The organism is Cupriavidus sp. CuC1, assembly GCF_044627735.1.
GTDB classification, from domain to species: Bacteria; Pseudomonadota; Gammaproteobacteria; order Burkholderiales; family Burkholderiaceae; genus Cupriavidus; species Cupriavidus ulmosensis.
Genome location: NZ_JBIUHC010000059.1, coordinates 1 through 18,856 on the forward strand (window position 1 = coordinate 1; position 18,856 = coordinate 18,856).

The following is an 18,856-nucleotide window of genomic DNA, read 5'->3' on the forward strand; positions in this document are numbered from 1 at the left end:
CTTGCCATCCTTCAAGCTCTTCTTGTTGTTGCAGAGGCTTGAAAGTTAACACAAATTCGAATTTGTTAACAGTATTGGGGCTAGGCACCTTGCACCTGACCTGGACGCAACTGGTGAATAGCTGGTTTGACCGCAATCGCGGCCTGGCGCTGGCCATCACGCTGTGCGGCTCCGGCATTGCCGCGGCCGTCCTGCCGGCCCTGGTGACCTGGAGCGTCACGCGCTGGGACTGGCGCGCCGGCTTTCTTGCCATGGCAGCGATCCTGCTGCTGCTGACGCTGCCCCTGGTGCTGATGTGGATGCAGGCGCCGGCGGGAGCCAGCTTCGCCCGCAAGGGACCGGCGGCTACCGGCACAAGCACCGAGCCCGGCGTGACTTTTCGCCAGGGGCTGCGTTCGGGCAAGTTCTGGCGCTGCAATATCGCGCTCGTGCTCGCAGTTTCCGGCGTGGTGGCCATGGTCACCAACACGATCCCGGTGATGCGCGACAAGGGCCTCACCGCGGGCGAGGCCAGCCAGATCTTTGGCGGCTTCGGCGTCTCGCTGATTGTCGGGCGCATCGTGGTGGGCTACCTCGCGGACCGGGTATGGGCGCCGGGCATCGCGGCGCTGGCATTGCTCCTGCCAGGCGCGGGCTGCCTGATCCTGGCCTACGGCAGCCACGATCACGCGATCTTGCTGCTGGCCGTGGCCATGATCGGCGTGGGCGCGGGGGCGGAGTACGACGTTGCGTCCTTCCTGATTGCCAAGTACTTCGGCATGCGGGAGTACAGCCGGCTGTTCGGCGCGCACACCGGCCTCATCACCATTGGCGCGTCGCTGACACCGTTGCTGGTGGGCGCCCTCTACAAGCTCAGCGGCTCCTATAACGGGCTGCTGGCCTATGCCGTGTGCTGCTTCACCGTTGGTCCGTTGCTGTTGCTGACGCTGGGACGCTATCCGGCGTTTGCGCCAGCGGCGGACGCCGGCATTTGACGGCGCGTCAAACTAAGCCTGCGGACTTCGGCGCGACATCTCGCTACGATGCAAATCAGCTTGACACAATCAACTCAGGATGCCCGCCAGGGCTCATGAAGGAGACACAGTATGAATGCACCACTTGAGGCTCCCGTGCTTGATCTCGAGGCCGCTTACCACGCCGTTTCGGACACTTTCCGCGGCCCCGACCTGGATCTTCAGGCCCTGTGCCGCGAGATGCGTCACAACAACCCGGTGATGGAGGGCGACTTTGTCGCGACGCATCTGGGCGTCCCGACCAACGCCGGCGCCAACGCCGCCAAATGCGCGCTGACCTTGTTCAGGTACCGCGACGTGATGGCGGTGATGCGGGACGCGGCCACCTTCACCAATGGCTTTATCGCCGAAGGCTTCGGGGCATTCTTCGATGGCCTCATCATTCTGGCGATGGACGGGGACGCGCACCGCCGCGCCCGCGGCCTGCTGCAGCCGGTGTTCATGCCCGAGACCGTGAACCGCTGGCGTCCCGAGATTGATCGCCTGATCCGCAAGGACTTCCTTGAACCCCTGGTGCCGCAGAAGAAAGCGGACCTGATGGATTTCGGCCTGTACTTCCCGATACGCGCGATGTACGCCCTGATGGGCTTTCCGACCGACGACCCCGCCAGGTTCAACCAGTACGCCACCTGGGCGCTGTCCATGGTGGCGGGTAACCAGGTCGATCCCGAGAAGATCAAGATCTTTGGCCCGATCTCGGCGGCTGCGGTAAAGAGCCTCTACGATGCGGTAAAGGAGGTCGTCGTACGGCGCCGCGCCGAAGGCGCCGACGGGGACGACCTCATCAGCCGCCTCATGCGTGCCGAGTACGAGGGCCACAAGCTCGACGACCACGAGGTCACCACCTTCGTTCGTTCCCTGCTGCCGGCCGCGGGCGAAACCACCACCCGCACCTTCAGCTCGGTCATGACGCTGCTGCTTGAACGCCCGGAACTGGTAGAACGCGTGCGCAAGGACCGCAGCCTGATCTCCAAGGTCATCGACGAAGCAGTGCGCTTCGAGCCCGTTGCCACCTTCAAAGTGCGCCAGGCCGCGCGCGACGTGGAGATTGCCGGCGTCAAGGTGGCCAAGGGCGCGCTGGTCCAGTGCATGGTGGTTTCCGCCAACCGCGACGAAGAAGCCTTCGACCAACCCGATACCTTCGATATCGACCGCAAGCCCAAGCCATCCTTCGGCTTTGGCTTCGGCACCCACATGTGCATTGGCCAGTTCGTCGCCAAGGTCGAGATGCAATGCGCGATCAACGCCATCCTCGACCTGTTCCCGAACATTCGCCTGGATCCGTCCAAGGCCGCACCGCGCATTACCGGTGCGCAGTTGCGCGGCGCCAAGTCGGTGCCGGTGATCTGGGACTGAACAGCGCATGCGCCCATCCCGCCTGCCCCGGAAAAACCCACGGATACCCCACTCGCCATGAAGCATCCTACAACACTCCCCGAACGCGGGGACTTCGCTTACCAGACCCTGGTCGGCCCGCACAAGGTCAGCGGCCACGCCCTGCACGACCTGCGCGGGTTCTTCGGCCTCAAGCCCACCAAGGGCATGCCTTTCGGTTGCGTGCGCGACGAAGATGGCGAGATCTACGCCTTCGTACGCGCTGTCAACGAACCCGGCAGCACGCCCAACCCCACCAAGTTCATCTACCTGTCCACCCGTGTGGACGGCGAGCACCTGCGCATCGACAAGTCACGCATCGAGCCGCGCGCCATGACGCTGTTTCCCAAGCGCTGGCTCGAAGGCGACACGGCGTGCTGGTCCAGCCTGGAAGGCGAAACCGGCGCCCCCTGGCTGCTCACGGTATCCGGGGAACGCCTGAGCTGGAAGGAAGACGGCCTGTTCGAACTCGGCGGCCCGCTGCTGGGCCAGGGCATGCAGTGGTATCTGCCCGGCCCGGAATGGGGAACATTCTATGTCTCCCAGATCTACGACATCGCCGGCACCTGCGAGGGCCGGCGCGTGAAGGGCCTGATGGCCTTCGACCAGGCCTACATGGCCGAAGGCGGTGCCATCCATTTCAAGAAGGACCTGGTCGTCAACAACAAGATGCATGTGATCTGGTGGTCGTTCGCCACCGTCTACAAGGACGGCAGCTGGGACGTGGGCTCCTTCATGGTGGGACACGACAACCTGGGCTACGCCATCTTCCAGAACGACAAGGGCGAGATCCGCACCACAACCGACATCGAAGGTAGCGTCAGGCACAAGGAAGGCAGCTACTTCGTGGAGAGCGCGCGCATCGTGCTCGACGGCAAGGAGGAATGGGAATACCTGCCCTGCCCCAAAGGGGAAATGATCGACTTTGTAGGCGGCTTCCCGGTCACGGCGCAGCAGGAAGGCCGCTGGCGGCGCGTGGGCGACACCCGCGAGCCGGACCGCTGGCTGGGCTGGGGCGAATCCGACCGGCGCAACGGCACCGCGCGCAATGTGCGCGGCGCCGACCTCTGACAATGAGACCATCAGCATGACCGAAACCGAACGCATCGAAACCTTCCTGCGAGACCAGACCGCGCACTGGAACGCAGGCGACAAGCAGGCATTCCTTGAGGACTACAGGCGCGCGGCGCCGGCAGGCCTCAGCATCGAATACGTCGGCCGCCCGCCGCAGGACGGCTGGCCGGTACTGGAACAGATGTGGGAGCAGCAGCAGGCGAAGATCCTTGTGGAGCCGTTGATGAAGATCATCAATGGAAACGAGGCTGCCTGCCATATCCGCAACGTCATCAAGGGCACCGATCGCGCCATCGTGACGATTGAACTGTACCGGTTTGAAGAAGGCAGGCTGTTCGTGCGGTACTTCATCAAGCAATAAGAAACGCAGTCGCCTCCCCCAAGGGGAGGCGAAGCTGCCTTTGACTTAAACCGCTGACGCCTCATCCCAACCGTTCAATCACAGTCGCCGTGCCCATACCACCGGCACAACATATCGCCTGCAACCCATACCGCGCCCCGCGTCGCTCCATCTCATGCAGCATCGACGTCATGATTCGCGCGCCGCTGGCACCAAGCGGATGGCCAAGCGCGATGGCCCCGCCGTTGACGTTGAGGCGCTCATGCGAAACGCCCAGCTCCCGCATCCAGACCAGCGGCACCGGCGCAAAGGCCTCATTGACCTCGAACAGGTCGATGTCGTCCAGGCCCAGGCCAGCCTTGGCCAACACCTGGCGGGTAGCGGCAATCGGCCCGGTCAGCATCAGCGTGGGATCGGAGCCGACCGTCACCACCGCGCGGACCCGCGCGCGCGGCATCACCCCCAGCGCATCCGCCTTGCGGGCCGACATCAGCAGCAGCGCGGCCGCGCCATCGGAAATCTGCGAGGCATTGCCCGCCGTGACCCGGCCATCGGTGCGAAAACTGGTCTTCAGCGTGGCCAGCCGCTCCGCGCTGGTGCCGGCGCGGATGGTCTCGTCCGCCAGCAAAGCCGGCGCAGCGCCTTCGACTGATTTTTCCCGCAAGGCTTCCACGGGCACCGGCACGGTCTCCTGCTTGAACCAGCCAGCAGCCGCTGCTGCCGCCGCGCGGCGATGGCTCTCCACCGCATACGCGTCGAGCTGCTCGCGGCTAAGGTGCCACTGATCGCACAGCCGCTCGGCGGCTTCGCCCTGGCCGGTGAGCTCAAAGCGCTGCGCGGCCATCCAGCCGAAGGCCTCGCCGTGGAGGTCGCGGTTGCTGCCCATCGGCACGCGGCTCATGTTCTCCGCTCCACCAGCCACCACCACGTCGGCCGCGCCGCAGGCGATCAGGCCGGCGCCGACATGCACCGCCGCTTCGCCCGAGCCGCATTTCCGGTCGATCGTCAGGCCCGGGATCGTGACCGGCCAGCCAGCGCCCAGCAGCGACGTCCGGGCAATATTGGCGGACTGCTCGCCGATCTGCGTGACACAGCCAAAAATCACGTCGTCGACGACATCCGGGCGCAGCCCGGCCCGGCTTACCAGCTCGCCAATCACCAGGGCGCCGAGATGATCGGCGCGCACGCCGGCCAGGCTGCCACGGAACTTGCCGACCGGCGTGCGCACCGCGCCGACGATCACCACATCCGTGCTCATAGCGCGCTCCCCTTCAGGCCGGAGCCGGGCACGCGCTGGCCGTCCTCGTAACGATAAACGCCGTGGCCGGTCTTGCGGCCGAGTCGGCCGGCGGCCACCATCTTGATGATCAGCGGGCACGGCCGGAACTTGTCGCCCAGGGTCTGGTGCAGGTACTTCAGCACCGACAAGCGGGTATCCCAACCGGTCAGGTCGCCGAGTTCCAGCGGGCCCATCGGGTGATTGAAGCCAAGGCGCAAGGCGGTGTCGACGTCTTCGGCACTGGCAGTGCCCTCCTGCAGCATCCACATCGCCTCGTTGCCGAGCAGCGCCGACATACGGCTGGTGGTCAGGCCGGGCGACTCATTGACCACGATCGATGTCTTGCCGATCAGGCCGGCGTAGTCGCGCGTCAGCGCCACCGTCTCGTCGCTGGTGGCCAGGCCGCGCACCAGCTCGACCAGTTTCATCTTGTGTACCGGGTTGAAGAAATGCATCCCGACCACCCGCTCCGGGCTGGACACCGCGACGGCGATCTCCGTTACGCTCAGGGCGGACGTGTTGGTGGCATAGATCGCGTCGTCGGCCATCACCGCAGCCGCCTGCGTGACCACGGCCTTCTTTACCGCCAGGTTTTCCGAGACGGTTTCGACCAGCAGTTGTGCGCCTGTGGCAGCGGCGGTCAGATCGGTCTCCACGGTCAGACGGACCTTGGCAGCCTGCGCCACCCCGGCGTCGAGCTTGCCCAGCCTGACCCCGTCGTCGAGTATCTTGCCGATCGTCTGTCGCGCGCGTTCCAACGCCTGGGCGTCGGTATCGACCAGCGCCGTGGCAAAGCCCGAACTGGCAAACGCATGCGCAATACCGGTGCCCATCAGGCCGGCACCGACCACGACCACCTTGTTGTTCGTCAGGCTCATTCGGCAGTCTCCATTTTCCAAGAAATCATGATGCGCATGCCCCTCATGAGGCAATCTCCGAAACGACGTTGCGCAGCGTGCCAACGCCTTCCACGCTCGCTTCGACCACATCGCCCGGATTCAGGAAGCGTCCGCTACCCTGGCCCGTGCCTTCCGGCGAGCCCGTGTAGAGCACATCGCCGCATGCGAAACGCGAGCGCTCGTCGATGAATTGCACCAGTTCGGCCACGTCCCAGGTCATCTCGCCCGATGAAGCATCCTGGCGGGTATCGCCATTCACCTTCAGGGTCATGCGCAGCTTCGGGCTGCCGGCGGGAAACTCGTCGCGGGTGACGATCCACGGCCCAAGCCCCGTGGTGTCGTCCTGGCTCTTGGCGGAGAACAGGTCCATGCCCACGCCTGGCGGGCCGCTGCGCTGCAGGTCGCGGGCGCTGACGTCGTTGCCGACTGTGTAGCCCAGCACGCTGGACAAAGGATCGCTGCGGTCGACTCGTTGCGCGCCGATCACCGCCACCAGCTCGACTTCATGGTCCAGCTCCCGCGTGAGCGGCGGGTAGCGGATTGGGTCGTTGGCGCCGATCAGCGCACCGTAGGCCTTGAGGAAGGCCACCGGCTGCGTGTGTCCGCCCATGCCGAAATCGGCACGGAGGTGCTTGGCGTAGTTGGCGCCCGCCACCACCACGCGGTTGGTTCTCTCCACCGGAGGCAGCAGCCGTACGCTGGCCAGCGGCCGTGCCACGCCGGCCGGCGTCAAGGCGCCCTCGCCTTCGCCACGCGTCAGTGCGGGCGCCCAGTCGGCAAACGCGCCGGCAATCGGCGTGATTTCGCCGCGCGCGGTGTCCACCACGGCCCAGAACGGCGCGCCACCATCGGTACAGCGCGCGATCTTCATGCTGCCGCCGCCTGGCGCACCGGTGCGCCAATCTTCGCTGCATCGAGATGCAGCAGCTTGCAGGCGTTCTGCCAGCGGATCTTTTGCAGGTCGTCGTCGGACAGCCGCAGGCCATCGGTCAGGTCGTGGCGCACCGCGTCGCTGCCGCCAAAGTTGCTGCCGTAGACGATGCGGTCCGCACCGATGATGTCGACCAGCGCCTGGCGCATCGGGATCTCATGCAGCTCGACGTCGAAATAGAAGTTCTTCAGGTACTCGAGCACCGGCTTCTTGTTGTGCACGAAATCCAGGTTGGTGTTGCACTGCGCCAGCCGGCCGAGCTGGTATGGCACGTAGCCACCGCCGTGCGTGATGTACACCTTCAGGTCGGGGAAGCGATCGAACACGCCGCCACAGACCAGGTTCCAGAAGCAGCGCGTTTCGTCGTACTGCATGCCGACGATGGCGGTGGTCTCGTAGCGGTCGGTGTTGGCCTTGTCGCCCCAGGTAACCGACTGGTTATAGCCATGGACGAACATCGGCAGGTCCAGGTCGCACAGGGCGCGCCAGACCGGGTCCATCTCCGGCGAATCGAATTCCAGCCCGCCAAAGTTGGCGCCGCCGGCGACCAAGCCCTTGGCGCCAAGTTCGCCGCAAGCGCGGCGCAGTTCCTTGGCGGCCTCTTCCGGCGCGTTCAGCGGGGCATGGGCCCAGTACATCAGCCGGTCGGGTGCGGCCGAGCAGTACTCCGCCAGGGTGTCGTTGACCTTGCGGGCGTACGGCACGGAGAACTCGGCTTCCGCCCAGTACATATAGCAATGCGACGGCACGGAGACCACCTGCGCGTTCTGGCCGGCGGCGTCCATGCCGGCCAGGCGCACCTTGGGATCGGCCCAGCGTGCGAAGTACTCATCGAGCTTCAGGCCCTTGCCCGAGCGGACCGCGGCCTTGCGCTCGGGGGACCCCAGGGTCAGGATCCAGTCGCCAACCCGCAGCTTGACGTCGCCATCGGCATGCTGCTCGAAGAAGGGACCCCAGTGCGGGTGTTGGTTGTAGTACCCGGGATGCGGCGCATGGGCGTGAAGGTCGATCAGCATGAAGGTCTCCTTTTGTCATACGCGGCGCTGGAACGCGCAGCGGTGGGGAAAGCGGTCTGTCACTCGCTTCACGCCCGGACCAAAGGACACCACTGGACACTGGTCGCGCAAACGCGGGCTCAGACCGACAACATCATGCCAATGTTAGTCATTTTATGCAAATGTGTTCAATTTAAATTTCAAAGGCGGGAAGGCCATGAGCTGCATGCAGCCCATGGCCCTGCCCTTTAGCGCCGTGCCCGAGTCACGCCGCCGAAGCGCAACGCTTCCACCATCCGGCCGATCCGGCGCGACATGGCGCCGTGATCCGACTCGCCCCACACCAGGTTCTCGCTCATCACCATGCGGATCAGCAGATCGCAGATCAGCTCGCGGTCCAGCGCGATGCCCAGCCGCTCGTCCCACGCATCGAACACCGGCGCAAGGAAGTCCTGGAAGCGCACCACGGAGTCGTGAAAGATCCGCTTGAAGAAGCTCATGGCGAATTCCGGCGCCACCAGCAGCAGCCGGCGCGAGCTGCCGATGGCCATGTAGTCTTCCAGGTACTTCACCAGGGTCGCGAAGCGTTCGTCCGGGTCGGTGATGGGTTCAAGCAACTCGGCCAGCGACTTGTGGAAGGTCTCCCGCTTGTAGCGCGAGAACGCATCCAGCAGTTCTTCCTGCGAGGCAAAGTAGCGATAGAACGTGCCGCGCGAGATGCTGGCGGTATTGCAGACCTCAAGGATCGAGATGCGCTCGGCGCCCGACTCCAGGATCACCTTCTCGGTGGCTTCGAAGATGTTGTCGATGGTCTGCTGGGAGCGCTTGTTGCTGCGGCGCCGGCGCGGCGTTGCAGCCGCGGGCGCTGCGGACGCGGGTGCAGCCCCCGCTTTCTTCGCCGGTGCTCCTTTCTTCTTCTCCGCCGGCGCAGCGGCCACTGCCTTCAGGGCCGCTTTTGCTTTCGCGGGCTTCTCGGCCGCGGCTCGCCGCTTTGGCGCCGCTTCGATTTCGGTCTCGACAGGCTTGGTCTTTTTGCTCACGCTGTTCATCTGTTTCGCCATGAAGGAGTCGTCTGGATTAAGGTTTGCGGGTTTTCCCGCAGATCGATAAATGGATACAAGGCATAGAATTCAATTCTTGCATTAGAATTTACTGGGAAAGCACCCGGTTCTTATTTCGGAGATGATGATATGGCAGGGATGGGAAATACAGATACCTGGTCGCTTGGCGAACAGGACACCGTGATTGCCGCGCTCGACCGTGCCGTGGCCGCGCATCCAGACCGTGTATTGCTCGATTTCTCGGGTGAACTGTACACCTATGGCCAAGTCGATCAACTTTCGACCCGGCTGGCGAACTCCCTGGCCGCCCTGGGCATCCAGCCCGGCCAGACCGTGGTCACCATGCTGGACAACAATATCGACGCCGTCATCTCCTGGCTCGCGATCAACAAGCTGTGCGCGGTCAGCGTGCCGATCAACACGGCGCTGCGCGGCGAGTTCCTGCGCCACCAGATCGCCGACGCCAGCGCCCCATTGGTAATCTGCGAAGCGGACTACGTGGAGCGCATCGGCGCGCTCGCCGCGCAACTGCCCGACGTCAAGCTGGTGCTGCAACGCGGCAGCGCCGGCGCATCGTCTTGCGGCGGCCTGCAACTGGCGCCGCTGGACCTGCACCGCGGCACCGACGACACGCCGCTTGCGCGCAAGCCCAATCCCTGGGACCTGGCCTGCCTGATGTACACCTCCGGCACCACGGGGCCGTCCAAGGGCTGCATGATCAGCTACAACTTCCAGTGCAACCTGGCGCGGCTGCAACTGCGTTCCGGCCCGGCCACGGCTGATGACATCACGATCACGCCGCTGCCGCTCTATCACCAGAACGCGCTGGTGGTGGGCATCATCTCGAACATCCTGGTCGGCGCGCGCGTCGCCTTCGTCCCGCGCTTTTCGGTGTCCAACTTCTGGCCCGAGGTGGAGCGCAGCGGCGCGACCATCGCGTCGATCCTGGGCGGCATGGGCGGCCTGCTGGCCAACGCACCGGACAGCGACGCGGCCAAGCGCTGCTTTGGCCAGATCCACACCGTGCGCGGCAACCCGTTCACCGAGGAAAGCAAGACCATCTGGCGCGAGCGGTTCGGCGCCAAGCTGGTGGGCGGCAATGGCTACGGGCTGACCGAGGCCTGCGTGATCACCTCGCTGGCGGCGGGCGAATATGCCGCTCCCGGATCGTCCGGCAAGCGCGTGCCAGACTTCGACGTGCGCATCGTCGACGACCTGGACCGCGAGCTGCCGGCCAACACGCCGGGCGAGATCGTCTGCCGTCCGCTGCGCCCGGACATCATGTTCATGGGCTACTGGCGCCGTCCGGAAGAGACCCTGAAGCTGATGCGAAACATGTGGTTCCATACCGGCGATATTGGCAAGTTCGATGACGATGGCTACTTCTATTTCGTGGACCGGAAAAAGGACTACCTGCGCCGGCGCGGCGAGAACATCTCCAGCTTCGAGATGGAAACCGCCTTCTCCGCCCATCCCGACATCGCGGAGGTTGCGGTCCACGCCGTGCCCTCCGACAAGGGCGAGGACGATGTGAAGATCACCGCCATCCTCAACCCGGGCTCCGCCCTGACCGCCGAAGCCCTGTTCCACTGGGCCACGGACGCCGTTCCCTACTACGCGTTGCCACGCTACATCGAGTTCCGCGACACCCTGCCCAAGAATCCGCAAGGCCGCATCCTCAAGTACCAGCTGCGCGACGAGGGCAAGACGGCGAATACGTGGGACCTGGAAGCCACGGACATCAAGGTCGCCAAGCGCTAAGACCACAGGAAGGGCCCCTTGGGGCCCTTCCTGCCCTTCTTCCATTGCGGCTCAGTATTCCCGCGCAGGCACGTGCGCCGGCCGCGAGTTGTATCCCGGCAGGTGCAGCCCGCCATCCACGTGCAAGGTCTCGCCGGTGATAAAGCGCGACATCTCGGACGCCAGGAACACCACCGCGGGCCCGATATCCTGCTCGGGCTCACCACAACGGCCCAGCGGACGTGCCGCCGCCGAGCGCTCGGCAAACCCCGGGTTCTCCGCGGCCAGCTTGAAGAAGGTCGCGCCCATCGCGGTCGGCGCAATCGCATTGACCGTGACGTTGAAGCGTCCCCACTCGGCGGCGGCACTGCGCGTCAGCCCGACGATCCCCGATTTGGCGGTATTGTAGTCGGCATGCAGCCACGCGCCGGTCTCGGTATCGATCGAGTAGAAGTTCACGATCCGCCCCCAGCGGCGATCCCGCATATGCGGCATGGCCGCGCGCATTGCCCACCACGTTGCCCACAGCGCCGAGATCAGCGTCAGTTCCAGCATCTCGTCGGTCTTGTCTTCCAGCAGCACATTGGGCGTGGGAATAAAGGCGTTGTTCACCAGGATGCCCAGGCTGCCGAAGTGCTCGACTGTTTCCGCTACCGCCGCTTCGATCGACGCCTTGTTCGTCACGTCGGTCCGGACAAAGCGGGCCCGGGCGCCCAACTCCTTCAACTCTTGCTCCACCTGCCTGCCGCTCGCCTCGTCGATCTCCGCAATCACCACCGCGGCGCCCTCGCGGGCAAAGGCGCGCGCCACGCCCTTGCCGATGCCGCCGCCCGCCCCCGTGATGATTGCAACCCTGTCCTTGAGCAATGCCATGTCGATGTCTCCGTATTTTTTGAACACAATCTCATATATCGTACACTTTAAGCGGTAAAGTGTCAGCATCCGGGTGCCGGAGGATGGCTATGGTGCCCTTGTCTTGCAGCATTTCCGGGGGCTTTTTCCATGTTTAGACGCCGCATCATCATTTGCAGCCAGCGCGCGGGAACGCAAACCCGCGTACGCGCCGCGCTGGAGGACGATTTCCATCATTTCCGGGTCGAGATAGCCAGTGCCGAAGGCCGCGTGACACGCCTCGACGGCGCGGCACCCCGCCAGCCTTATACGCTGTGCGCCAATGCCGTTGCGCGGCTGGACGCGCTGCTAGGCATGCCGCTCTCGCCCACCGCGCACGAGGTCACCCGCGTGACCGATCCCACGGAGCAATGCACGCATCTGTTCGAGCTGGCCGGGCTGGCGGTTGCGGCCGCCGCCCGTGGCACGGCGCTGCGCCAGTACGATATCGAGGTACCGGTGCGGCAGCGGGGCCGCACGCGGCCCCGGCTATGGCGCGATGGCGCCGAGCTGGTCGCGTGGGAGGTACTGGGCAGCGTGATCGAGGGGCCGTTGCCCTACGCCGGTGTCGACCTGTACCATGGCATGGCCCGCTGGGCCCTGACCGCACTGTCTGTAGAAGACGCCGAGGCGGCGCTGGTATTGCGCCGCGCTACCGTGATTTCGCTGGGGCGCGGCATGCCGCTCGATGCGCAGGTCCATGCCAAGCCGAGCGGCAATTGCTACTCGCAGCAGCCCCGGCGCGCCACTGAAGCCTTGCGCGTGGTCGGATCGACGCTGGACTTCGCTGGCACGCCGGAGCGCTTGTGTGCGGATGATCTCGGGTGGCTGAGCTTCAAGGAGCATGCCGATGGCTGCTAGGCACGGCGCCGCGGCCTGAAAGGTAAAACGCCCCCGGAATGAACGGGGGCGTTGGCACGTAGCAGATGCCGTCTACAAGAAAATCGCCAGGTTCGGCGTCCCCAACACCGCCTGGTCCAGCAAGATCTCCCGCCGCGCCAGCTTGAACGTATCGCCACTGCGCCGCAGCACATCCCGCCGCTCGCCGCTGATCAAATCGAACTCGTCGAAGTTGAAGCGGCTACGGGTAATCAGCAGATTGCTGCACACGGCGAACTCGCCGGGGTTGTCGCCGGTGCGCACCGTCACATTGGTTACCAGGCGGCGAGTGCGCGAGGGCGGATCTTCCGCCCAGGCGCTCTTGGTGGCGGTCAGCCGCATGATGCGACCCATGATCGAGCGGTAGTCGTCGTGGTAGTGCTGCATGGTGCGAATCACCGTCGCGGCCTGCTGTGCCAGCGGCCGTGTCTGGCGCAAGGGCGCGGCATAGACGAGGTCCTCGGCCAGCGTGGCGACCCAGTCCTCCAGCCGGATCTCGTCCAGCATGGCGGCTTCCTCATAGAGGAACTCCAGCACCGCGTTATAGACCGGGGATCCGATCGACACCCGCGCCGACAGCGTCGCCGGCGCAACTTCGTCTTTTACTTCACTCATGGTGTTGTCTCCTAAATTGGCATCCGATGACGGCAACTGGCGGAAGCCTGGCGGCCTATTGCTCCGCCATCATCAGCTCGCGCCAATGCAGCCACCAGTGCCATTGCGTATCGTCCTTGGTGAAGCCCTCGTTGACGATGCCGGGGCCGGGCCAGCCCTCGGGCTTGCCGGTCTCGTAGATCGCCTGGTACTTCATCGTCATGTGCTTGCCCATCGCGCCCTTGGCGGCCAGCGTCATATGCGGCCAGGTGTCGGAGTCGTCCTGCTCCACCATGCCCGAGGTGCCGAACATCTGGATGGTCTGCTTGAGCATGCGCTCGCGCAATTCGGGCGGCGCGTCTTTCTCGGCGAAGATCCAGTTGACGAACTCGAGCTTGTCCGGGCCCCGGGGCACATAGGCGTGCATCGTGATGGAGCCGACCACCGTGCCGTCCGGCTGCGGGATATACAGGAAACCGAACAGCACGTTGGGGAACATGCCGCCAACCTGTGGCGGCATGCTGGTCTGCACCGCAAGCTGCTCCTCGCTCAGGTTGTTCCTCAGCTGGCTGACCATGTCCAGCGTCATGCCGGCCGGCGGCAGCGCATTGAGCTTTTCATCGACGCTCAGCATGTCGGGGTCCAGCCCGGTCAGGCGGCGGATCTTGCGGCCCAGGTCGATGCAGCGCAGCGCATGGCCGTGCGGCGAGCTGATCTCCACGCCGTACATCTCCGGGCTGAGATCGCCACCGCCTCCCTCGCCTTCGCCCTTCTTCGAATAGGCGCCGACCTCGCCCAGCCAGCGGTGCAGGGTCAGCGTGTGATAGCCGTCGCCCGACGACTGCTCGCCGGCGGCCTTCCAGTTGGCGCGCACCACGAAACGCTGGGGCGGCCCGAGGACTTCGATGCCCCGGTCGCTGCGCTTGAACAGCATGTCGTAATACCACTTAGCATCGCCCAGGAACTCGTCAAAGGACGGCCCGTCGATATTCCAGGTGGCGAAGATCAGCCCGCCATAGAGCGCCACGCGAGCCCGCTTCAGGCTGAGCTCCTCCTTGCTCCGGATCTTCCCGTGCATGCACTCCTTCTCCACCGGCGCGCCCAGGAAGGCGCCGTTGGGGCGAAACGCCCAGCCGTGGTAGATGCAGGTGTGGATCTGGGTATTGCCCGCGTCCAGCGTCGAGACACGCATGCCGCGGTGCGAGCAGACGTTCAGCAGCACGTTGACCTCGCCGGACTTGTCGCGCGTGACCAGCACCGAGTCCGAGCCCATGTCCCGGACCACGAAATCGCCGGAATTGGGAATCTCCGAGTCGTGGCCGAGCAGCAACCAGGTCTTGCCGAAGATGCGCTCCATCTCCATCTCATAGAGCTCGGGGTCCGAAAGCGTGCGCATCTGCACTTCTCGGGTCTCGACGTTGACCAGGTCCGCGACCTTGGTCCCGTCAGCCAGTGTGGGACTGGTCTGAGTCAGCATGCTTGTCTCCTTAACTTTCCCTAGGACGGGCTTGAATAGTAAATATAAACACTTTTCAAAACTGTGTACATAAATTACAGGATTCTTGCCGTAGCGCGCAAGCCCCTGGCGGACCGAGGCCGCCCCAATTCAATGGGCCCGGGCGCCTGCAAAGCCGCGCGCAGCGCCGCGCTCCGGCGGCCCGCCTCCTTTTCTTCCGGATAAACCCTAGGCTTGCCTCACGCTTGCGCGCCAACGGGCCCACACAACCAGGGGGCCAAGGCGACAGAAAGCCCCCTTTGTGTAAACAAAGGGGGCCACTACGCCTGTTCTTGAAAGTAGGGAGATTGCCCGGGGGGAAAGCCTGATCGGCCAGGACGCCGGGATCGATCAGGCCGGGCGGGGACTGGCCGGCGCAAGCACCGGCCAGCTTATGCGGCGCTCAGCGCTGGCGAGGTCCTGTCACTGCCACAGCGCGCACTTGGACTCGGCCTTGGTCATGTACGCCTGCGCCCCGGGAATGGTATTGACCAGCTTGTAATAGTCCCATGGCCCCTTGGACTCGGCCGGCGTCTTGACCTGCATCAGGTACATATCGTGCACCATGCGGCCGTCTGGCCGGATCGTGCCGCCCTTGGCAAAGAAATCATCGACCGGCGTGGCGCGCATCTGCGCCATGACCTTGTCCGCGTCGGTCGTGCCTGCGGCCTTGACCGCCTTCAGGTAGGTCAGCGCCGAGGACGCATCGGCCGCCTGGAACATGGACGGCATCTTCTTCATCTTGTCGTAATAGCGCTTGGCCCACGCGCGCGATGCGGGGCTCTGGTCCCAGTACCAGCCGTCGGTCAGGTACATCCCCTGCGTGACATTCAGGCCCAGGGCATGGATGTCGTTGATGAAGACCATCATCGCGGCCAGGGTCATGGTCTTGCCGATGCCGAACTCCCTGGCCGTCTTGATCGAGTTGATCAGGTCGCCGCCGCCGTTGGCCAGGCCCAGCACCTGCGCCTTGGAGGCCTGTGCCTGCATCAGGAAGGAGGAGAAGTCCGCGGCGGAGAGCGGATGCCTGACGGCACCGAGCACCTTGCCGCCATTGGCCTTGACCACGTCGGCCGTGTCTTTTTCCAGCGAAGTGCCGAAGGCATAGTCCACCGTCAGGAAATACCATGACTTGCCGCCTTGCCGGGTCACGGCGGCGCCGGTGCCGCGCGCCATGGCGGCAGTGTCATAGGCGTACTGCACGGTGTACGGATTGCACTCCTCGTTGGTCAGGCGCGTGGTGCCGGAGCCGGCGGAGATGAAGACTCTCTTCTTCTCTGCGGCCACCTTCGCCATGGCGAGGCTGGCCGCGGAATTGGAGCCGCCGATCAGCAGGTCCACCCCCTGCTGGTCGAACCATTCGCGCGCCTTGGCAGCCGCCACATCGGCCTTGTTCTGGTGATCCGCCGTCAGCAGCTCGATCTTGCGGCCCAACACGCTGCCCCCGGCATCGGCAATCGCCAGCTTGATCGCCTCGGCGCCGCCCTGCCCGTCGAAGTCCGCGTACACACCGGACATGTCGGTGATGAAGCCAATGCGCAGTACATCATCCGCGCCCCAGGCGGGCGTGCTCAGTCCCGCTGCGGCGACGAGCGATGCCGCGAGCCTTGCGATGCTTGATGCCATGATGTTGTCTCCTTGCTTATGGTTTGGGCCAGAGCAGCCCTTATGGCCGGCACGGCGCTTGAGCGCCGTGCCGGTATCTCTGTGTCGTGCGCCCGCCCATGCATGGCAACGACAACAGGCGCGGCGCGGCCGGCCCCATCCGAGCCGACCGCCACCGCGCCCTGTTCCGTGTCTGCGGAAAGCCCTGCATGGGGGCCGTGCCCGTCAGCCCGCCACCCAGCCCCTCGGCACCCGGGCGCGCTCGATCTTCGCCAGGTCGCAGATGGCATCGGCAATGCCCGAGAAGTCAACGCGGCCGTACTCGCTCGCCCGCGCCAGGCTGAACGACTCATAGACCGCGGCAGCCACCGGCATCGGCACCTTGGATGCATGCGCCGCGCCGAGCACCAGCGACATATCCTTGTGCGCCAGGTCGATGGTGAAACCGGGGGTGGTGTCGCCAGCCAGTACCTTGTTGGGGAAGTTCATGCGCAGCTGGCCGTTGTTGGCCGAGGTGCCGTAGAGCACCTGCAAGGTCTTGGTGATGTCCAGGCCAAAACGCTGCGACAGCGCCAGAGCTTCTGCATTGACCTGGCACAGCGTGACCGCGACGTAGTTGTTGACCAGCTTGGTGCGCCCGCCCGTGCCGACGCCGCCGCAGTGATACACGGTGGTGCCCATCGCATCGAGCAGCGGCTTGACCCGCCCGAAATCCGCATCGCTGGCGCCGACCATGAACAGCGACTCGCCCCGGTCCGCGTGCTCGGCCAGCCTGCCGACCGGCGCGTCGACCACCGACAGGCCCTTCTCCAGCGCCGCGGCCTGCAGGCGGTCCGTCGCCAGCGGATCGATGGTGCTCATGTCCAGCAGCAGGCTGCCGGCGGCCGCGTTCGCAAAGAGGCCATCCGCGCCCAGAGCCACCTGCTCGACTTCCACCGAGCTGGGCAGCATGGTGACCACGATGGCGCAGTCGCGCGCGACCTGGGCTACGCTCTCTCCCGCGGTGGCGCCGAGCGCCACCAGCTCGGCCACGGCCTCCCGGTTCAGGTCCATCACCACCAGATCGAAACCCTTCTTGCGCAGGTTTGCCGCCATGGGCTTGCCCATGCGGCCCAGCCCGATAAATCCGATCTTCTCCATTTCCTGTCCTTGTTGTTTTGCGAAACGCGGTGAATGCGCCAGCCCTGGCTCAGTCGCCGACTCAGTAGCCAACGTACGCAGTCTTGGTCTGGGTGTAGAAATCCACCGCGTAGCTGCCCTGCTCGCGCGGGCCGTAGCTGGAAGCCTTGGTGCCCCCGAACGGCACGTGGTAATCCAGCCCGGCTGTGGGCAGGTTGATCATCGCCAGCCCGCTCTTGACGTTCAGGCGGAAGTGATTGGCATGGCGGTGGGACGTGGTGCAGATGCCGGCCGACAGGCCGTACTCCGTGTCGTTGGCCAGGGCCAGCGCCTCGTCGTAGTCCTTGGCGCGAATGACGGCGGCAAACGGGCCAAAAACTTCCTCGCGGTTGATGCGCATGCTGTTGGCGGTGCCGGTCATCAGCGCGGGGCGCATGAAGAAGCCCGGCGTGTCGCCCTGCAGCAACTCGCCGCCCTCGACCAGCTCCGCGCCTTCCTCGCGCCCGATGCGGATGTAGTCCTGCACCATGTCGAGCTGGCCCTGGTTGATCACCGGCCCGATATCCACGCCCGCGGCCAGTGCGTGCCCGATCTTCAGGCCGGCCATGCGCTTGCGCAGCGCCTCGATGAAGCGATCATGGATGCCGTCGGTGACGATCAGCCGGCTGGAAGCCGTGCAGCGCTGGCCGGCGGAGAAATAGGAACCGTTGACAGCGCACTCGACCGCGACAGCCAGGTCGGCATCGTCGAGCACCACCAGCGGGTTCTTGCCGCCCATCTCAAGCTGGATGCGAACCATATTGGCGACCGCTGCCCGCGCCAGCGTGCGCCCGGTGCCCACGCTGCCCGTGAAGCTGATGGCGTCCACGCCGGCCACCAGCGCTTCGCCAGCGACGGCGCCGCGGCCATTGATCAGGTTGGCCACGCCGGCCGGCAAGCCGTTGCGGTGCAGCACCTGGAACAGCTCCCACGCTACGCCGGGCGTATCCTGCGACGGCTTGAGCACCGCCGTGTTGCCAAAAGCCAGCGCCGGCGCTAGCTTCCAGGCCGCAATGGCAATCGGGAAATTCCACGGCGTGATCAGCCCGATCACGCCGATGGGCTCACGGCTGACCTGCACGCCGATATTGGGCCGCACCGACGGCAGGTTCTCGCCGCCGTAGCGCACCGCCTCGCCGGCGAAGAACTGGAAGATCTGGCTGGCGCGCAGCACCTCGCCGATGCCTTCCGCGCGGGTCTTGCCCGCCTCGCGCGAAACCAGCTCGCCCAGTTCCTCCTTGCGCGCGGCCAGCTCCATTGAGGTCTTGAGCAGCAGGTCGCTGCGTACCTGCGTGGTGGTTGCCGCCCAGCCCGGCTGGGCCTGGCGTGCGGCCGCCACCGCCTGGCGCATCTGCGCGGCATCGGCCATGGCGTAGTGGCCAACGCTGTCGCGGGTGTCCGAGGGGTTGATGCTCTCGATCGCGCCTGACCCGGCGACCCATTCGCCACCGATGAGGTTGGGCTTGATTGTCATATGCTTTGTCTCCGATGAGCGCCCTGCCCCAAGGCACGATGCGCCTGGCTAAGG

At 65.2% G+C, this 18,856-nt stretch carries 16 protein-coding genes and 1 pseudogene; 6 read left to right on the plus strand and 11 right to left on the minus strand.

All coding sequences use genetic code 11. The annotated features are described in order from the left end of the window. The first annotated feature begins 74 nt into the window (after positions 1-74). The 4 genes and pseudogenes from ACGLHR_RS24110 (at position 75) to ACGLHR_RS24125 (ending at position 3,822) form a co-directional block, all read left to right on the plus strand. The gene (locus tag ACGLHR_RS24110; protein ID WP_400096699.1) at positions 75-974 is read left to right on the plus strand and encodes an MFS transporter; all 900 of its coding nucleotides are present in this window, start codon (positions 75-77) and stop codon (positions 972-974) included. 240 nt (positions 975-1,214) lie between these two features. Then, a pseudogene (locus ACGLHR_RS24115) lies at positions 1,215-2,264 on the plus strand (cytochrome P450); the annotation flags it as partial. A 162-nt stretch (positions 2,265-2,426) separates the two neighbouring features. Beyond that, entirely contained in the window at positions 2,427-3,458 is a 1,032-nt protein-coding gene (locus ACGLHR_RS24120) for a hypothetical protein (RefSeq protein WP_400096660.1), read from the plus strand. Positions 3,459-3,474: 16 nt separating this feature from the next. After that, positions 3,475-3,822 carry a nuclear transport factor 2 family protein gene (locus ACGLHR_RS24125; RefSeq protein WP_318232401.1) on the plus strand — a complete coding sequence of 116 codons (348 nt, stop codon included), beginning with the start codon at positions 3,475-3,477 and terminating at the stop codon, positions 3,820-3,822. Between the two features lie 61 nt (positions 3,823-3,883). Here the strand turns inward: ACGLHR_RS24125 and ACGLHR_RS24130 are convergent, their stop codons facing one another. The 5 genes from ACGLHR_RS24130 to ACGLHR_RS24150 form a co-directional block, all read right to left on the minus strand. Next, a complete protein-coding gene (locus tag ACGLHR_RS24130; RefSeq protein ID WP_400096661.1) occupies positions 3,884-5,059 on the minus strand; it encodes a thiolase family protein in 1,176 nt (391 codons plus the stop codon). Continuing rightward, positions 5,056-5,958 (minus strand): 3-hydroxyacyl-CoA dehydrogenase, encoded by a 903-nt coding sequence (locus tag ACGLHR_RS24135; RefSeq protein WP_400096662.1) that lies wholly within the window; start codon positions 5,956-5,958, stop codon positions 5,056-5,058. The genes ACGLHR_RS24130 and ACGLHR_RS24135 overlap by 4 nt, the downstream gene beginning before the upstream one ends. Before the next feature lie 43 nt (positions 5,959-6,001). Next, a complete protein-coding gene (locus ACGLHR_RS24140; RefSeq protein ID WP_400096663.1) occupies positions 6,002-6,850 on the minus strand; it encodes a fumarylacetoacetate hydrolase family protein in 849 nt (282 codons plus the stop codon). Next, on the minus strand, positions 6,847-7,926 hold the full coding sequence (locus ACGLHR_RS24145; protein ID WP_400096664.1) for an amidohydrolase family protein: 1,080 nt from the start codon (positions 7,924-7,926) through the stop codon (positions 6,847-6,849). The genes ACGLHR_RS24140 and ACGLHR_RS24145 overlap by 4 nt, the downstream gene beginning before the upstream one ends. Positions 7,927-8,153: 227 nt before the next feature. Then, positions 8,154-8,954: a TetR/AcrR family transcriptional regulator gene (locus tag ACGLHR_RS24150; protein WP_400096665.1), complete on the minus strand. Its 801-nt coding sequence runs from the start codon at positions 8,952-8,954 to the stop codon at positions 8,154-8,156. Between the two features lie 150 nt (positions 8,955-9,104). On the opposite strand from ACGLHR_RS24150, the gene ACGLHR_RS24155 reads away from it, so the two are divergent. Then, positions 9,105-10,727, plus strand: a complete 1,623-nt coding sequence (locus ACGLHR_RS24155) for an ATP-dependent acyl-CoA ligase (RefSeq protein WP_400096666.1) — start codon at positions 9,105-9,107, stop codon at positions 10,725-10,727. Between the two features lie 51 nt (positions 10,728-10,778). Here the strand turns inward: ACGLHR_RS24155 and ACGLHR_RS24160 are convergent, their stop codons facing one another. After that, positions 10,779-11,579, minus strand: coding sequence for an SDR family NAD(P)-dependent oxidoreductase (locus ACGLHR_RS24160; protein ID WP_400096667.1), 801 nt, complete (start codon positions 11,577-11,579; stop codon positions 10,779-10,781). 129 nt (positions 11,580-11,708) lie between these two features. Here ACGLHR_RS24160 and ACGLHR_RS24165 point away from each other — a divergent pair, with 129 nt between their 5' ends. After that, positions 11,709-12,458 carry a DUF2889 domain-containing protein gene (locus ACGLHR_RS24165; RefSeq protein WP_400096668.1) on the plus strand — a complete coding sequence of 250 codons (750 nt, stop codon included), beginning with the start codon at positions 11,709-11,711 and terminating at the stop codon, positions 12,456-12,458. A 72-nt stretch (positions 12,459-12,530) separates the two neighbouring features. Here ACGLHR_RS24165 and ACGLHR_RS24170 read toward each other — a convergent pair whose 3' ends face one another. The 5 genes from ACGLHR_RS24170 to ACGLHR_RS24190 all read right to left on the minus strand — a co-directional run bounded on the left by ACGLHR_RS24170 (position 12,531) and on the right by ACGLHR_RS24190 (position 18,802). Further along, entirely contained in the window at positions 12,531-13,091 is a 561-nt protein-coding gene (locus ACGLHR_RS24170; RefSeq protein WP_400096669.1) for a 3-phenylpropionate/cinnamic acid dioxygenase subunit beta, read from the minus strand. Between the two features lie 55 nt (positions 13,092-13,146). Further along, entirely contained in the window at positions 13,147-14,547 is a 1,401-nt protein-coding gene (locus ACGLHR_RS24175; protein WP_400096670.1) for an aromatic ring-hydroxylating dioxygenase subunit alpha, read from the minus strand. 441 nt (positions 14,548-14,988) lie between these two features. Next, positions 14,989-16,191 carry an ABC transporter substrate-binding protein gene (locus ACGLHR_RS24180; RefSeq protein WP_400096671.1) on the minus strand — a complete coding sequence of 401 codons (1,203 nt, stop codon included), beginning with the start codon at positions 16,189-16,191 and terminating at the stop codon, positions 14,989-14,991. A gap of 204 nt (positions 16,192-16,395) precedes the next feature. Next, the gene (locus ACGLHR_RS24185) at positions 16,396-17,382 is read right to left on the minus strand and encodes an NAD(P)-dependent oxidoreductase (protein ID WP_400096672.1); all 987 of its coding nucleotides are present in this window, start codon (positions 17,380-17,382) and stop codon (positions 16,396-16,398) included. Then, positions 17,372-18,802: an aldehyde dehydrogenase family protein gene (locus ACGLHR_RS24190; protein ID WP_400096673.1), complete on the minus strand. Its 1,431-nt coding sequence runs from the start codon at positions 18,800-18,802 to the stop codon at positions 17,372-17,374. The genes ACGLHR_RS24185 and ACGLHR_RS24190 overlap by 11 nt, the downstream gene beginning before the upstream one ends. Between the last annotated feature and the right edge of the window lie 54 nt (positions 18,803-18,856).

Excerpts from the sequence above, each read along its gene's own strand:
- ACGLHR_RS24190 (WP_400096673.1), bottom strand. The coding sequence starts at position 18,802 with ATGACAATCAAGCCCAACCTCATCGGTGGCGAATGGGTCGCCGGGTCA.
- ACGLHR_RS24125 (WP_318232401.1), top strand. The coding sequence starts at position 3,475 with ATGACCGAAACCGAACGCATCGAAACCTTCCTGCGAGACCAGACCGCG.
- ACGLHR_RS24150 (WP_400096665.1), bottom strand. The coding sequence starts at position 8,954 with ATGAACAGCGTGAGCAAAAAGACCAAGCCTGTCGAGACCGAAATCGAA.
- ACGLHR_RS24170 (WP_400096669.1), bottom strand. The coding sequence starts at position 13,091 with ATGAGTGAAGTAAAAGACGAAGTTGCGCCGGCGACGCTGTCGGCGCGG.
- ACGLHR_RS24140 (WP_400096663.1), bottom strand. The coding sequence starts at position 6,850 with ATGAAGATCGCGCGCTGTACCGATGGTGGCGCGCCGTTCTGGGCCGTG.
- ACGLHR_RS24135 (WP_400096662.1), bottom strand. The coding sequence starts at position 5,958 with ATGAGCCTGACGAACAACAAGGTGGTCGTGGTCGGTGCCGGCCTGATG.
- ACGLHR_RS24160 (WP_400096667.1), bottom strand. The coding sequence starts at position 11,579 with ATGGCATTGCTCAAGGACAGGGTTGCAATCATCACGGGGGCGGGCGGC.
- ACGLHR_RS24165 (WP_400096668.1), top strand. The coding sequence starts at position 11,709 with ATGTTTAGACGCCGCATCATCATTTGCAGCCAGCGCGCGGGAACGCAA.
- ACGLHR_RS24145 (WP_400096664.1), bottom strand. The coding sequence starts at position 7,926 with ATGCTGATCGACCTTCACGCCCATGCGCCGCATCCCGGGTACTACAAC.
- ACGLHR_RS24155 (WP_400096666.1), top strand. The coding sequence starts at position 9,105 with ATGGGAAATACAGATACCTGGTCGCTTGGCGAACAGGACACCGTGATT.
- ACGLHR_RS24180 (WP_400096671.1), bottom strand. The coding sequence starts at position 16,191 with ATGGCATCAAGCATCGCAAGGCTCGCGGCATCGCTCGTCGCCGCAGCG.
- ACGLHR_RS24130 (WP_400096661.1), bottom strand. The coding sequence starts at position 5,059 with ATGAGCACGGATGTGGTGATCGTCGGCGCGGTGCGCACGCCGGTCGGC.
- ACGLHR_RS24175 (WP_400096670.1), bottom strand. The coding sequence starts at position 14,547 with ATGCTGACTCAGACCAGTCCCACACTGGCTGACGGGACCAAGGTCGCG.
- ACGLHR_RS24120 (WP_400096660.1), top strand. The coding sequence starts at position 2,427 with ATGAAGCATCCTACAACACTCCCCGAACGCGGGGACTTCGCTTACCAG.